Raw genomic sequence first — 13,538 nt, forward strand, 5'->3', positions numbered from 1 at the left:
GTGACGAGGGCAGGGCCGGTGGGGGAATGGCGTGTCGGACGTCGGATGCGGGGGCTGGTCGGCGGCTTTCTCAGGTGAGCTGGCGGCCGAGGTCGGCCAGGGCCTGGGCGGTGGTGGTGAGGGGGTAGCGGGCGGCGTTCGCGTAGCCCGTCTGTCGCAGGGCGGGCAGCAGGCCGGGGGCGGTCCGTAGGCGGTCGAGGTCGCGGGCGAGTGCGGCGGAATGGGTGAAGTCGGTGGCCACTCCGGACGCGGCGAGGACTTCGTTGAGGCCGGGCACGGGTTGGTACAGGACAGGCAGGCCGCATGCTTGGGCCTCCAGCGCGACCAGGCCCATGGCTTCCAGGGTGGTGGACGGCATGACCAGGACGTCGTGCTCGGCGAAGGCTTTCCACAACTGTGGACGGCGGAGCCAGCCGAGGTACCAGGCCCGCACTCCGGTCCGTTGGAGGAGCGGGGCCAAGGCGTGGAACTGGGCTCTGGGGGCGGCGATGCTCAGCTCGACTCCTGGAATGGGCGCCAGGCCCGTGATCAAGTGCTCTGCGCCCTTCTCGGCGGTCAGCCTGCCTGCGTAGAGCAGTCGTAGGTGGCTGGTGGAGGTGCGGGCGGGCCGCGTCGGCGGATCGGTGAGCAGATGGTCGGGGATGCCCCATGGAATGCGGACGACCTTGCGGCGGTCGATCTGCGGGGCGAGCTTGAGAAGGCGGTCGGCCATCGCGCCGGTGGGGACGACGATCGCGTCGGCGGCCCTCGCCGTCTCGCGCAGGACTTGGAGCTGGTCGCGGTGGGCCTCGGCGAAGATCAGGTCGGTGCCGTGGACCAAGGCGATTCTGGGGTGGGCCGGCAGTGCCCGGAGCAGGGCGGGCGTGGCGCCGAAGGTGAGGTGCTGCAGGTGCAGTACCCCGATCTGGGCTGGATCGATCGCGGTCACCAGCGCCCGGCGCAGGGCTGCGACGTAGCGGCTGAAGGCGGCGCCCTCCAGGCACTTGCCGGCGACCGTCAGCAGGTTGAGCCCGGCGGGGAGATGGGGTTTGGGGCGGGCGGGGGCCAGCATGAAGGCTCGTGCGGGGATGAGGGGCCTGTCGCCGGTGTACAGGTCCAGGAAGAGTTCGACGCTGCCGCCGGGGCTGCCGGCTGGGAGGTCGAGGAAGGTGGCGGCCAGCGGCCCCGCGGCCGAGCGGACGAGGGGGCTCACAGCGCTCCTTGGGGGATCTCTTCGTACAGGCGGGACATGTCGATGCCGTGCGTGGCGGCGTACTTGGCGCGCTGTTGCTGGTAGCTGGCCGGGGTGCCGAGGGTGGTGAGGAAGACGAGCTTGCCGAAGGTCATTCCCGGATAGATGCGGGCGGGCTTGGCAGCGCGGATCTCCAAGGTCCAGCGGATCGCGTGGCCCTGGTGGCCGAGTGGCGCGGAGACGTGGACCCAGATGCCGAGGGCGCCGATGGTGCGGTTGCCGTTGAGAAGTTGGGCATACGTTTCCGAGCCGGTCCTCTCCAGTGTGACGCCGAGGTAGAGCACGCCGGGCTGCAGGACCAATCCGGAGGCGGGGATGGCCAGCTCGGTGAAGGCGGTGGGGGCGGCGGCGTCCAGGTCGCCGTCGCAGATGCGGATCGTGTCGCCCAGCCGCCAGCCGTAGGCATTGGGGGACAGGCGTGCCGGGTCGTAGGGCGCGATGGTGATCTCGCCTGCGCTGACGGCAGCGGCAATGGCGGAGCCGGTGAGGATCACGAGGCGCCCGCCTGCACGTGTGCCGCATCCCGCCAGTAGCGGGAAGGCTGGGGGCCGGCGGCGCCCTGGTACTTGCCTCGGTACAGGTCGACGTCCCCGGTGGAGACGAAGAACATGATCTGCCCGATCTGCATGCCCGCGTACACCCGCAGAGGGCGGATGGGGGACAGCATCAAAGTCCACTGGCCGTGGAAGCCGATGTCACCGATAGGGGCGGTGATCTCGACGAATAACCCCAGCCGTCCGACCGAGGAGCGGCCGAAGAGCAGTGGGATGAAGAGGTCCGAGCCGACCTCCTCGACGGTGTGGCCGAGGTACAGCTCGCCGGGCTGGAGGACGTATCCGTCCGTGTCGATTCGGATCGTGTGCGTGGGGTTGGCGTGGTGGGCGTCGATGACCTTGGTGGCGTACGTCAGCAGGGTGGCGCCCAGGCGGACGTTGTAGCTGTTGGGGTTCGTCTGCTTCGGGTCGAACGGGGTGATGCGAAGGCGTCCGTCGGCAACGGCCGTGTTGATCTCGGGCCCGGTGAGGATCATTGAGCGCCCCCTTGAAGAGCGTCGGCAGAGTCAGCGAATGGGGCCGCCAGGACGCTGCGCACCGCCTGGCCCAGATGCAGTCCGGCTTGATGAGTGCGGCCGCCGAGATAGGTGTCGGCGATGTAGTCGGTGGTCAGCACGATGCGCGCTGTGGGCGGAAGGGGCGTGGGCGCGACTGCCAAGGGTCCGATGTGTTCGACGAGGTGAGCGAGCAGCTTGGCGTGGTCCTCGGACTGATCGTCGGAGAGGAAGGCGTGGACGAGCTGGTTGCCGAAGGGCTCGATGGCGAGCAGGTCGCCGAGGGTGAGGACATCGCCGAGCTGTACGGGGCGCAGAGCGGTCTCGTTGAGGATGACCGCATCCGTTCCGAGGCCGGTGTGCAGGCGGGTGGCGGTCTCGCCCAAGAGGAGGCGCCGGTCCAACAGGGTATTGAGATACGGCTCGTTCACGATGCCGAGCCGGCTCCCCAGGGTGCTGCCGACGAGGGCGATCTTCTCCTGCAGTACGGCGAGGTCCTCGGGGATCAGGGACGTGTCGGGGAAGGTGCCTATGCGGACGGCCCAGCCGGCCCCGACCGGCTCGGCGGTGGCGTACCCGACGCCGAGTTCGTGGCCCTTGACGACGAGGGTGTCACCGACGGGCACGGGGCCGTAGGTGTCGCTGTGGCAGTGCCCGGCGAAGATGACGTCCGTGAACGGGCAGGCAGCGGCCAGCTTCAGGTCCTCCTCGAAGCCCGAGTGGGACAGCACCATCCAGGCGTCGGCACGGTGATGGTGCTCCAGCATCACCTCGCGCAGGGCCTGGGCCGGGTCGGTGACGTGGTGGCCCGTGCGCTGGTTGGCAGGGATCGCGTTGAAGGCTTGCAGGCCGATTACCGCTGTGACGGCAACTCGCCGGCCACCGATGTGCTCGATGCGCACGCGGTCGAAGAGCGGCCTGCCGCTGCCGTCGGCTGCGTTCGCGCACACGGTCATTTCGTGCAGCTGCGGTTCGAAGTAGTGCGGCCAGCCGTGGTTTCCGGGGGCGAGCAGGTCGTACAGGCTGGTGAGGACCTCGCGCTCGATCTGCCCTTGGCCGAAGCGGTAGAAGCCGGTGCCTTCGAAGAAGTCGCCGCAGTCCACGATCAGGCTCTCGGCCCTGGCGGCGTGGAGGTAGGCGAGCATCGATGTGGCCTGGGCGAAGGAGGAGTGGACGTCGGTCGTGGCGGTGATTCGCTGGAGCTGCCGGGTCATGGAGTGACCTCGCAGATGTCGGCGCCCAGGGCGTGCAGTTTGGTGGGCAGGTCGGCGTGGCCGCGCCGGAGCTGTTCGAGGCCGCCGAGGGTGGCGACGCCGCTCGCTGTGAGGCCGGCGATGAGCAGGGCCGAGCCCGTGCGGATGTCGGTGGCCTCCACGCCGGCGCCGGTCAGCTGCTGCGGTCCGGTGAGGCGGCATTCGGTGGGCGAGAGCTCGTGGATCTCGGCGCCGAGGCGCGCGAGCTGGGGGAGCAGGTTGCCGTGACGGCCGGGGTTGATGGTGTCGGCGAACAGGTGAGTGCCGGGCAGTCCGAGGGCGAGGGCCATCAGCGATGGTTCGAAGTCGGCATCCAATCCGTCGGGGGAGAGGGAGGCGATGGCACGCAGCGATCGCCCGGTCGGTTCGGCGTCGTGGGCCCGGATGATGAGGGCATCGCCCTCGACGTCGGCAGGCACTCCGAGCCAGTTCAAGGCGGAGACCAGGGGAGCGACGTCGTCGCCGCGCACGCCACAGATGCGTGCCTCCCCGCCGGTCGCCGCGACCGCACAGGCCAGAGTCCCGGCTTCGACCTTGTCGCCGGGCACCGACCAGACGGTGGTCTCCGTCGGGACGGAAGTGGGTGGTGACAGCGTCAGGACCGACTCACTGACCCGGCACTCCCATCCCGCTACTTGCAACGCCTCTACGACGCTGATCACTTCAGGCGAGAGATTGGGATGGCCAAGGCGCAGGGGCCGGTCGGCTACGACCGCGCGCAGGAGGGCAGCGACGCTCGCCCCACGAGAGCGGAATGGCAGCACCACGGACACGGTTCCGGTCCCACCAGTGGCTGCTTCCACGAGGTAGCCGCGTCCATCGACCGTTGTGCGGTCACCGAAGCGCTCGTAGACGTTGAAGTGCTGCTCCATCCCGCGTTCCCCGATCCGGCAGCCTCCCGGCCAGGGCAGCCGGGCTCGCCCGGACGCGCCGAGCAGGGCCGGTACGAGGTAGTACGAGGCCCGGATGCGGGCGGCGACCTCGGGATCGGGGCCTGGCTGGGGCTTGTCGCTCGGCAGGATCACGATGGTGTGCGGATCGCTGACCGGACGGGCCGTGTGCCAGCCGGCCTGTTGGAGCAGGGTGAGCATGGTCTCGACGTCCGTGTTCGACGGGACGTTGCTCAGATGCACCGGGCGGTGCAGGGCCGCGGCGGCGGCCAGCAGGGGCAGGGCCGCGTTCTTGGAGCCGTCGACGGTGATGGAGCCGGCGAGTGGGCTGCCGGGTCGCACGGCGACCACTTCTGCGGCGACGGGGGGAATCCGTACGGCTGTCAACGGTCAACTCCTCTGCAGGGGCAAGTGTGATGCGGTGGGTAGTGGGGTGCTGACCTTGAACTCGGCCCAGCAGCGTTTGCCGGGCGGCAGCGGATCGAAGCCGTGGCGGTCCGCGAGTGCTGCGACGAGGAACAGCCCGCGTCCGCCTTCCTCGTCCACATCCGACAGGCCGACCTGTGGGACGGCGGGGTTGGCGTCGTTCACCTCGATCCGCAGTCCCTTGTCGCTCAGGCATGCGCCGGCCGTGATCGGGCCGCCGTTTGCGTGCCTGACCGCGTTCGCGATGAGCTCTGCGGCGACCAGCTCTGCCGCGTCCAGGAGTTCGGGGCCGAGGAAGGCGCCGAAAGTCCGTATCCCGTCCGCGAGCTGCTGGCGCGCGGACGCTGCGGCAGCTGGCGTGCCGGAGACGGGAATCCGGATGTGATGCGCTTCCATGAGCGGCCTCCTGGTCGGTTCGGCCACTCCACGCAACCGCTCGGGAGGTAAGCGGAGCCAGTCGGTGTGCCTGGGGTGCATCACTTATGCAGGAGCTGCATCACTGCCAAATGCCGCTCGGTTACTCTCGGTTGAGCAGGCAGGATCGGCGACGGCAGAAGGGGCCGTGGCACAGATGGCCGTGGCACAGAGTGAAGCGAGACGGATCGGCGAAGTGATCCGTCAGGCACGCGTGTTACAGCGGCGCTCGCAGAGGGACGTTGCCGCCGCGCTTGGGTATCACCAGTCGAAGGTGAGCCGCCTGGAGAGCGGCAGGGGTACCGAGGATGTGCGAGTGCTGCGCGAGATCGCGCAGGTGCTGGAGATTCCGCCGCAACGTCTCGGCCTCGCCGCCGCTTCTGATGCCAGCCCCGCCGAGCCCGGAACAGAGGACATGCACCGCCGTACCTTCCTTGCCGCGAGCGTCGCCGCGCTCGCGGCTCCGCCGTCGTCGAGCGCGGCACATCACGACCTGATCCAAGTCCTGTTGCCAGGCGCGAGCCCCGCGGCCACCGGGCAAGCCCTGGGCCTCGACAAGCTGCGGGGCCGGGCACGGGCCGTACGCCGGATGTTCTGCACGTGCGACTACGCGGAACTGGAGCAGACCTTGCCGGGTCTGATCGCCGACCTGCGTCAGGCCGCCGGAGGCTCATCCGGCTTGGCGGAGGTGTCCGGGCTGCTCGCGACCGCCTACCAGACGTCGGTGAGCCTGTTGCTCAAGCGGGCCGACCAGGGCAACGCCTGGCTCGCGGCCGGTCGGGCCATGGCCGAGGCGGAACGGTCCGGGGATCCCGTCGTCCTCGCCGCCAGTGTCCGCGTCCACGCGCACGTCCTCGTGCGGGAAAAGCACACGGCCCAGGCCGTGAACATGGTCCGCCACACTGCCGACCAGCTCACCGGCTCCTACGACCAGCGCTCGCCCCGGTACCTGGCAGCGGTTGGTCTGCTGTTGCTCCGCGGGGCGACCGCCGCCAGCAGAAACGGCGACCGCGACACCACCCAGGACTTCCTCGCCGAAGCCAAGGAAGTGGCCCGCTACGTCTCCTTCGACCGGCCCGACGCCTGGGCGAACTTCAGCCCCACCAACGTCGCACTCCACGAGATCAGCGCAGCCGTCTCCTTCGGCGACGCCGGCATCGCCCTGGAAACCGCACGGCCGCTCATGCGGCGGCACATTCCCGTCCCCGAGCGCCGGGCCGCGCTGTGGGTGGAGACCGCCCGCGCCTACAGTCAGCAGGGCAGGCTCGCCGACGGCTACCAGGCCCTGCGTATCGCCGAGAGCTGCGCGGCACAGGACATCCGCCGCCCGGCCGTACGCGAACTGGTAGCCGACATGGCAGCCCGCGACCGCCGCCGGGCACTGCCCGAGCTGCACCACTTCAGCCGCCAACTGGGAGTGCCAGCGTGAGTGATCAGCCCGACAAGCCGTTCCTACAGATCGTGGTCTGCGCGGCCGGGGTCGCCGCCGACGTCGGCAAGCTGATCACCGCAGCACAGGAACGGCACTGGGACGTCGGCGTCATTGCCACCCCACAAGGACTCGGCTTCCTCGATGCGGAGGCGGTCGAGACCCAGACCGGCCGCCCCATCCGCTCGGCCTGGCGATCACCGGGCGAACCGCGCCCGACTCGGCCTGCGGACGCGATCGCGGTCGCGCCAGCCAGCTTCAACACCATCAACAAGTGGGCCGCCGGGATCTCCGACAATCTCGCCCTGGGCGTCCTGTGCGAAGCACCCGCCATGGACATCCCGGTCGCCGTGCTGCCGTACCTGAACTCAGCCCAGGCCGCCCACCCCGCGTACCGCCAGAGTCTGGAACGGCTACGCGAGATGGGCGTCCTGACCGGCTCGTACGAACCGCACCGGCCGAAGGCCGGCGGCGGGGCCGACCGATACCGCTGGGAGGAAGCCCTGGAACTGCTCGCGCCCAGGCTGTCCGCCCCGGCCTGATCAGCGCCGCTGTGTCGGTGACCCCTGCGGTGGCCGAGCAATGGCTGCCGCAGGGTGGACCGGCACGCTGGGCCGTTGCACGGCACTGTGGGCCCTGGCTGCCTGGGCCCAAGGACCGGGAACGTGGCGCTCGCCGAGGCGGCGGATACGCCAGGTCAGCGCGCGGGCGGGACTGCGGGCGTCGTCCAGGGAACGTTGGTGCAGCGCTTGGCCGAGGACGGTGGCTGCGTTGTGTCCTGCTGCCTCTGCCTCGGCGAGCACGGTGGCGAGTGCGTCCCAAGCGGGGTCGTTGAGGATGCGCTCAACGTGCTCCGGAACCACATCCTGAAGGTGGTGGGCGAAGCGGCGCTTGGTCTGCGGGCCGGGTGCCCGGCTGGCGAGGCTCACCAGGACGGGCTCGGCGGTCTGCGCGTACGCGGTCTGCAGGTGGAGGAGGGCCTGTTCGGCTGCCGCCTCCTGCTGGGCGTGGTGGCGGGTGCGGTGCCAGTGCAGCGCGAAGACGACCGCGGTGAGTGCGGCGTCCAGGAGCATGGTGAGCCCGGTGCCGTCACCGTCCTGTGGCCTCTCGCGCCAGATGGTTTGGATGCTGCGGCGCAGGGCGCGGGTGCCGTCGAGGTCGGCGGTGATGCGGGAGCGGGTGGCGCGCTCGAAGGCAGTGGCGGCTTGTTCGAGTTCGGCCCGCGCCGCGGTCGGTGCCATGACGGGCAGCAGGTCCAGCGTCGCGCCGAGCGCGACGAGTTGGCCCTGGGCCGTCTGCTCGTTGCCTTTCGTGAGGTGGTGGGGGATGCGTTCGGTGGCGGCGGTGGCCTGGTGCCACGGGTTGCCAGGCTGGATGGTGGCCGGCTCGGGGCTGGTGGTGGCGAGGCGTTCGCGGATCTTGGGCAGGGAGAGGTCAGGGGCGAGGGTGGAGCCCGCGAACCACACCGGGTCGCCTTCCTCGTTCACGTTGCCGGGCAGGGCGAAGTTGCAGCCGAGCGCGTCGCCGGAGGGAGCGAGCTTGAGGCGCACGTCCACGCCGGTCGCCTCCAGCAGCGAGAAGAACTCGGCCTCGTCGGCCGCGGCGGCGACCGCGCGGCGCACCCGCATGCGCAGGACCTCGCGGGCGGTGGCGTCCTGGCCCTGGCGTTTGGCCTTGAAGTGTTCCTTGCTGGTGGGGCGTTTGGCGGCGGTGCCGTCGCAAGGCTTCAACCGCCGCAGTCCGTTGTCGACTTCGATCTGGCGGGCCTCGCGCTGGACAGCCCGGATGTCGTAGTCGCGCTTGGGGCGTCGGCCGTCCTGGCGGACGAGGGTGGCGGCGATGTGGATGTGGTCGTCGGCATGCCGTACGGCCACCCAGCGGCAGGCTTCGGCGTCTCCCGCGCGGGCGATGCTGGCGGCGGCCACGATCCGGCGGGCGATCTCCGCCCACTGGGCATCCGACAGGATCGGGTCCTCCGGGGCGGCGCGGACCGGGCAGTGCCAGACCGTGGTCTGGGGAGCCCGGCGGCCGAGCATGGCCACCGGCTGGTCGAGCTGGGTGTAGAGCTGCTTTTCCACCTCCTTGGGGTTGCGGTGGGGGCTGCGGCCGGGGTCGGGGGCGAAGTCGTTCCAGGACGCGACCAGGTGGGGGTCGACGTGCTCGTTGGCGTCGCCCTTGCCGAAGAGGTAGGCGATCAGCCGGCGGGTGCTGCCCTTGCCGGTGATGATCTTCGGTATCACCGGCCCTGCCTTCCCTCGGTGACCTGGGCGACGGCGGTGTCCACGTCGTCGATCGACGCTTCGACGCGGGCCAGGAGCCGGTGGACGACGTCTGGCTCGGGCCAGGCGCCGTCCTTGTTGAGGTGCCAGGTGAGCTGGTTGAGGTTGTTGCCGATCATGCCGAGCTGGCGGTTGGCGGCCATCAGTGCCTTCACCATGGCGCGGTAGTCGGCGATCGCAGCTGTGGGGTCCTCGGCGCGGGCTGCGGCGAGCGACGCCTCGGCGACGTAGCCGCCGATCTGCATACGGCTGAGCGCGGCGGCGTGGGCGAGGTCGGTGAACTCGCTGTCGCTGTAACGGGGATGGACGCGGCGCTCGCGCAGGCGCGACTGACGCAGGCGGCGCTGCGGTTTCGGCGTCCGCGCGGCGTGCGGCGACGGTCTGGTGGCTCCCGTCTCGGTCGGCACCCCCGGGCCGACCGACCTCGATGCCCCCTCGGCGCCGGGTGCCTCCGCCGCCCCAGGGGCAAAGGCAGGGTAAGGACTCCTTACCCGACAACTTGCTGCGCTGTCTGGGGCTGAGGTGGTGTGCATCTGCTCCTGAGGCATGGGCAGTTCGTGGTGCTGTTCGTGCATGGTGGTGCTCCGGTACTGAGGGGGCGGGAGGCGTGTCACGTGCGTCGCATCCGTCCCATGCCTGGTCAGCACAGGTACGGACACTCGGGCAGGTACGGAGAAGTCCGTCCCGGCGAGGACATCCGTCCCCGCGCTGACCTGCGCGGGGACGGATGCGACGCAGTGATACGGACCCGGTGGAGATGGGTCAGCGGGCGCGTTTGGGGCCGGCGGGGCCGCTGGGCGGGCCGATGGGCACCTGACCCGCCGGGGCGGCGGGCGGTTTGCCCTGGGCCGGGGGCGCGGGTGTGGCGTCGTGCGTGGGGGCGGGCGCCGTCTCGGTGAGGTCGGGGCAGTGTCGGGCCCAGCTGTCGAGGAACCGGTTACGGGCGTACCCCTTGGCCTGCCTGCCCTTGTCGAACCGGTAGTTGGCCGGGCGGATGTCGAAGTCCCGGAGCATTCTGCCCAGGTGGTAGGCGTTGAGCCCGTTGGTGCCGTGCTCTGCCCAGGGGGCGTCGGGGTCCTGGAGCAGGGCGGTGACCAGATCCAGGGAGGACAGGGCCTCGGGGCTGCCGTGTGCCTCGAAGACGCGGTGGATGTCGCGCAGCAACCTTGTCTTCAGGTTGGTCTGCTCGTCCTGGACGGCCTCGTACCGGGTCATCGCGACACAGGCCGCACGGGCGCTGGCTGGCCACTGGCCGCCGGCCAGGTCGGCGATGATGACCAGCGGTTCCCAGGTGTCTGCTGCCCGGTCCTCCACCGGCATGGTCGGCGCCATGCGGCCTGCCGTGCCGCGCAGCGGGCCCAGCCAGGCGGCCAGCTTGTCCCGCAGCGCGTTCAGTTCCGGTGTGGCGTAGCGCGAGCGGAACGGGGTCACCTTCTCTCCCGGCTTGCGCTTTTGCATGCGGAGCACGACCGCCCGGTCTGTGATCGTGTCGGGCAGGTCGCCGATCGAGGCCAGCGCGGCCATGGCGAAGGTCGGATACGGGGTCGGCTTGTGCTCCGGACCGGAGATGCGCCAGGCGGGCCGGTTTCGCTGGTGTCCGGCGTTCAGCAGGCCGCGCAGTTCCTCGTTGTCGCCGGCCTTGCTGAAGATGGTGTCGGCCTCGTCCACCAGGATCGTGCGCGGGTTCTTGCCGATGACGCGGAAGAGCACCGCCGTGGACATGTTCACCGTCATGATCGGCTGGTGGACGGTCTCGTGGAGCACGTCCAGAACCCGGGACTTGCCGCAGCCCTTCGTCGGACCTACGACCGCCAGACGCGGCGCGTGCTGCAGAACGGTCTGGATGTGCGTGGCCGCCACCCACAGGGTGACCGCTGTCAGTGCCTCGTCACTGGGCAGCACGACGTACTTGCCGATCGCCGCCCGCAACTCATCCAGCAGTTCCGCACCCTCACCGGAACCCCTTTCCCCAGGGTCTGCCGGTCCCCGAGGAGGCCGGGAGCCGGTCCCGTGATCCGGTCCCCGTATGCTTCCGCCTCCGCCGGGTGTTCGACGGTCCCCGACGTGGGGGACCGTGTGTCCTCCTGATCCTGGCGGCGCCAGGGGATGCCTTCGCCGGGGACCGCGGGAGTGGGCCAGCCGGACGGGGAGGTGTTCGTGGAGCTGGGGGACGTAGGGTCCTCCATAGGCGTTCCTCTCCGGTGAGGGGCAGGACGGGCAAGGTCCCGCCCCTCACCAGCTCGTTCGTTCAGGGATGGGCGATCAGTCGGGAAGTCTTCGGCCCTCGGCGTTGGCGCGCCGGGGGCCGCTTCGTTGTCCGCGCCAGACGCGGGGTCAGGCCGTGAGGTCGTACGACGTCTGGGCATCCAGCCACGCGTCCACCTCCCGCCAGCGGTAGCGCAGGTGACGGCCGACCTTGTGGACGCTGGGGCCGATGCCCCGGTACTTCCACTGGTAGAGGGTCTTGACCGGTACCCCGAGGTACGCGGCCACGTCGGCGGGAGTGGCGAGCTGGTCACGCTCGGCGCCGGCAAGGCGCGGGGAGTGGTTCGGCAATGAGGTCTCCATATCGGAATCAGGGTTTTTGATGGCAGGCGTGGGCGACACAGCCACACCACCTGGGAAGCGTCCAGAGTGAATTCTTAAACTCCCGGTTACTTCCCTCGGCGTCGCCGGGGAAGACCAAAACTGTAAGGGCGGATCGCCGGTTGCCGAAATAGCTCCCGCGGAAGCCGAAATTTTCTGCGGCGAAGCAACCGGCCGAGGTGCCGGAATCCGGTACCTCGGCAGCTCAGAAGCGGTGTCCAGCAGTCAGGAGTGACGCGGCCAGCCCGCCGGACACCTCATCCGATAGGTGCTCAAATCGCCCAATTCTTTGACGCGGAGGGAAGGTAGCACAACCTCCTCGCTGAAACGGCTCGTGATGTACCGGAATTCGACGAGACGAACACCATTTCGCCCCCGAATGACTTTTGGAGAGTTTAAGAGCTAACTCTTGCCATAGCGGTCGGCTGCAAGTTACAGCTATGTGTCATGCCCAACCGACCTGTCGAAATAGGCCCCGCCGGCCTTCACGCCGCCCGCGCCATCGAACACCTACGCCTCGTGCGCGGGCTGACCCAGCACCAGCTCGGCGCCCGCTGCACCGCACTGGGCCGCCCGATGGCCAACACCGCCCTCAGCCGCACCGAACGCGCCCGCCGCCGCTGCGACATCGACGACCTCGTCGCCATCGCCACCGCGCTCGGCGTTCCTCCCGCGACCCTGCTCCTGCCACTCCCGTCAGGGCCCAGTGATGACCGGAGGGGGTGCTAGTTGGCGCGGGTCTGGATTGAGGACCGCATAGGGCACGCGGCGTACGTTCGCGCTGCGGCGGAAGCCAAGCGGGCGGGCCGTACGCCACCGGGGCGCTACCGCGTGCGCTGGTACGACCCTGACGGCAAGCCGAAGATGAAGACCTTCACCCGCAAGGTCGATGCCGAGGCGGAGCGGACGAAGATGGAGTCCCGCCTCAGCGACGGCTCCTACCGTGATCCAGCCGCCGCGCGGGCGAAGTTCGCAGAGATAGCGGAGTCCTGGCTGGCTGCGCAGCTCCATCTCAAGCGTTCAACCCGAGGCCGCTATCGCGGTGTTCTCGACGTCCACGTGATCCCCAAGTGGGGCACCACGCCATTGGACCGCATCCACTTCGAGGACATCGCCGAGTGGCTCGCGGACCTGCTGTCCGGCGAGGCGACCGGCGGCAGGAAGCTGAGCCCTCGGTCGGTCCGCAAGGCGTACGTCGTTCTCAGCCGTGTTCTCGGCTACGCGGTCAAGGCCCGTCGTCTGGCGGTCAACCCGGCTGTCGGCGTGCCCTTGCCGAAGGTGATGCCCGCTGACCACGTGTACCTCGACGACATGCAGGTCGACGGGCTGGCCAACGCGGCAGGCGCCTACCGGGTGTTCATCCTGCTGCTGGCCTACACGGGTCTGCGCTGGGGTGAGGCGTCCGCGCTGAAGGTGGGACGTGTCGACCTGGACGCCTGCCGGGCGCACATCGTCGAGGCGTACGTCGAGGACAACGGCAAGCTCTACCTTGACACCCCCAAGAACCACGAGCGTCGCTCCGTACCGATCCCGCGGTTCCTGGCCGAGGAGCTGAAGCCTCACGTCCAGGGGCGGGGAGATGAGGAACTGCTCTTCACCGCCCCGCAGCGCGGGCCTCTGCGGGCCCGCAACTTCCGTCAGCGGTTCTTCGCGCCGGCGGTCGTGAAGGCCGGACTGGGGCACCTCAAGGTCACCCCGCACAAGCTGAGGCACACGGCAGCCTCGCTCGCCATCGCCAGCGGCGCGGACGTCAACGTCGTCCAGACGATGCTGGGCCACAAGTCGGCGACGCTGACCCTGGACACGTACGGGCATCTCTTCCCGGACCGCCTGGACGAGGTCTCGAAGAAGATGCACAAGCGCCGCTCCAAGCAACTGGCCAAGGCGAAGGCCAAGCTGGAGAAAGCGGAGAAGAAAGCCCGCAAGGCTGCCGAGGCCGTGGCCGTCCTGGAGGATCCCGCGGCGTGATGTGTGCCAAATCC

General features: G+C 69.7%; 14 protein-coding genes. 4 read left to right on the forward strand and 10 right to left on the reverse strand.

The features are described from left to right. Positions 1 to 70: 70 nt before the first annotated feature. Genes ACFYOY_RS23970 through ACFYOY_RS23995 form a run of 6 tightly spaced genes read right to left on the reverse strand, consistent with a single transcriptional unit; the run spans position 71 to position 5,244 of the window. Positions 71 to 1,192 carry a glycosyltransferase family 4 protein gene (locus ACFYOY_RS23970; RefSeq protein WP_388589446.1) on the reverse strand — a complete coding sequence of 374 codons (1,122 nt, stop codon included), beginning with the start codon at positions 1,190 to 1,192 and terminating at the stop codon, positions 71 to 73. Then, a complete protein-coding gene (locus ACFYOY_RS23975) occupies positions 1,189 to 1,725 on the reverse strand; it encodes a deoxycytidine triphosphate deaminase (protein WP_388589449.1) in 537 nt (178 codons plus the stop codon). Before ACFYOY_RS23975 ends, ACFYOY_RS23970 begins: the two co-directional genes overlap by 4 nt. Further along, positions 1,722 to 2,261, reverse strand: coding sequence for a dCTP deaminase (dcd, locus tag ACFYOY_RS23980; RefSeq protein ID WP_388589452.1), 540 nt, complete (start codon positions 2,259 to 2,261; stop codon positions 1,722 to 1,724). Before dcd ends, ACFYOY_RS23975 begins: the two co-directional genes overlap by 4 nt. Beyond that, complete coding sequence (locus tag ACFYOY_RS23985) at positions 2,258 to 3,493, reverse strand: metallophosphoesterase (RefSeq protein WP_388589455.1); 1,236 nt, start codon at positions 3,491 to 3,493, stop codon at positions 2,258 to 2,260. Before ACFYOY_RS23985 ends, dcd begins: the two co-directional genes overlap by 4 nt. Further along, on the reverse strand, positions 3,490 to 4,773 hold the full coding sequence (locus tag ACFYOY_RS23990; RefSeq protein ID WP_388589585.1) for a UDP-N-acetylglucosamine 1-carboxyvinyltransferase: 1,284 nt from the start codon (positions 4,771 to 4,773) through the stop codon (positions 3,490 to 3,492). The genes ACFYOY_RS23985 and ACFYOY_RS23990 overlap by 4 nt, the downstream gene beginning before the upstream one ends. Before the next feature lie 39 nt (positions 4,774 to 4,812). After that, a complete protein-coding gene (locus tag ACFYOY_RS23995) occupies positions 4,813 to 5,244 on the reverse strand; it encodes an ATP-binding protein (RefSeq protein WP_384357740.1) in 432 nt (143 codons plus the stop codon). Positions 5,245 to 5,419: 175 nt separating this feature from the next. Here ACFYOY_RS23995 and ACFYOY_RS24000 point away from each other — a divergent pair, with 175 nt between their 5' ends. Continuing rightward, a complete protein-coding gene (locus ACFYOY_RS24000) occupies positions 5,420 to 6,691 on the forward strand; it encodes a helix-turn-helix domain-containing protein (protein WP_388589458.1) in 1,272 nt (423 codons plus the stop codon). Further along, positions 6,688 to 7,233 carry a flavoprotein gene (locus ACFYOY_RS24005; RefSeq protein ID WP_388589461.1) on the forward strand — a complete coding sequence of 182 codons (546 nt, stop codon included), beginning with the start codon at positions 6,688 to 6,690 and terminating at the stop codon, positions 7,231 to 7,233. Before ACFYOY_RS24000 ends, ACFYOY_RS24005 begins: the two co-directional genes overlap by 4 nt. Here the strand turns inward: ACFYOY_RS24005 and ACFYOY_RS24010 are convergent, their stop codons facing one another. From ACFYOY_RS24010 to ACFYOY_RS24025, 4 genes are all read right to left on the reverse strand, one after another. Next, a complete protein-coding gene (locus ACFYOY_RS24010) occupies positions 7,234 to 8,931 on the reverse strand; it encodes a mobilization protein (protein ID WP_388589464.1) in 1,698 nt (565 codons plus the stop codon). Continuing rightward, entirely contained in the window at positions 8,928 to 9,377 is a 450-nt protein-coding gene (locus ACFYOY_RS24015) for a plasmid mobilization protein (RefSeq protein ID WP_388589467.1), read from the reverse strand. The genes ACFYOY_RS24010 and ACFYOY_RS24015 overlap by 4 nt, the downstream gene beginning before the upstream one ends. A 355-nt stretch (positions 9,378 to 9,732) precedes the next feature. Beyond that, complete coding sequence (locus ACFYOY_RS24020) at positions 9,733 to 10,899, reverse strand: DUF3631 domain-containing protein (RefSeq protein WP_388589470.1); 1,167 nt, start codon at positions 10,897 to 10,899, stop codon at positions 9,733 to 9,735. A gap of 405 nt (positions 10,900 to 11,304) precedes the next feature. Next, positions 11,305 to 11,538: an AlpA family transcriptional regulator gene (locus ACFYOY_RS24025; protein ID WP_170320875.1), complete on the reverse strand. Its 234-nt coding sequence runs from the start codon at positions 11,536 to 11,538 to the stop codon at positions 11,305 to 11,307. A gap of 465 nt (positions 11,539 to 12,003) precedes the next feature. Between ACFYOY_RS24025 and ACFYOY_RS24030 the strand changes: the two genes are divergently transcribed. Both ACFYOY_RS24030 and ACFYOY_RS24035 read left to right on the forward strand, forming a co-directional pair. After that, positions 12,004 to 12,285: a helix-turn-helix domain-containing protein gene (locus ACFYOY_RS24030; RefSeq protein WP_266583058.1), complete on the forward strand. Its 282-nt coding sequence runs from the start codon at positions 12,004 to 12,006 to the stop codon at positions 12,283 to 12,285. Next, positions 12,286 to 13,524 carry a site-specific integrase gene (locus ACFYOY_RS24035; RefSeq protein WP_266583056.1) on the forward strand — a complete coding sequence of 413 codons (1,239 nt, stop codon included), beginning with the start codon at positions 12,286 to 12,288 and terminating at the stop codon, positions 13,522 to 13,524. Positions 13,525 to 13,538: the final 14 nt, after the last annotated feature.

Source organism: Streptomyces sp. NPDC007875, assembly GCF_042868035.1.
GTDB classification, from domain to species: Bacteria; Actinomycetota; Actinomycetes; order Streptomycetales; family Streptomycetaceae; genus Streptomyces; species Streptomyces antimycoticus.

Excerpts from the sequence above, each read along its gene's own strand:
- dcd (WP_388589452.1), bottom strand. The coding sequence starts at position 2,261 with ATGATCCTCACCGGGCCCGAGATCAACACGGCCGTTGCCGACGGACGC.
- ACFYOY_RS23985 (WP_388589455.1), bottom strand. The coding sequence starts at position 3,493 with ATGACCCGGCAGCTCCAGCGAATCACCGCCACGACCGACGTCCACTCC.
- ACFYOY_RS23995 (WP_384357740.1), bottom strand. The coding sequence starts at position 5,244 with ATGGAAGCGCATCACATCCGGATTCCCGTCTCCGGCACGCCAGCTGCC.
- ACFYOY_RS24000 (WP_388589458.1), top strand. The coding sequence starts at position 5,420 with ATGGCCGTGGCACAGAGTGAAGCGAGACGGATCGGCGAAGTGATCCGT.
- ACFYOY_RS24025 (WP_170320875.1), bottom strand. The coding sequence starts at position 11,538 with ATGGAGACCTCATTGCCGAACCACTCCCCGCGCCTTGCCGGCGCCGAG.
- ACFYOY_RS24030 (WP_266583058.1), top strand. The coding sequence starts at position 12,004 with ATGCCCAACCGACCTGTCGAAATAGGCCCCGCCGGCCTTCACGCCGCC.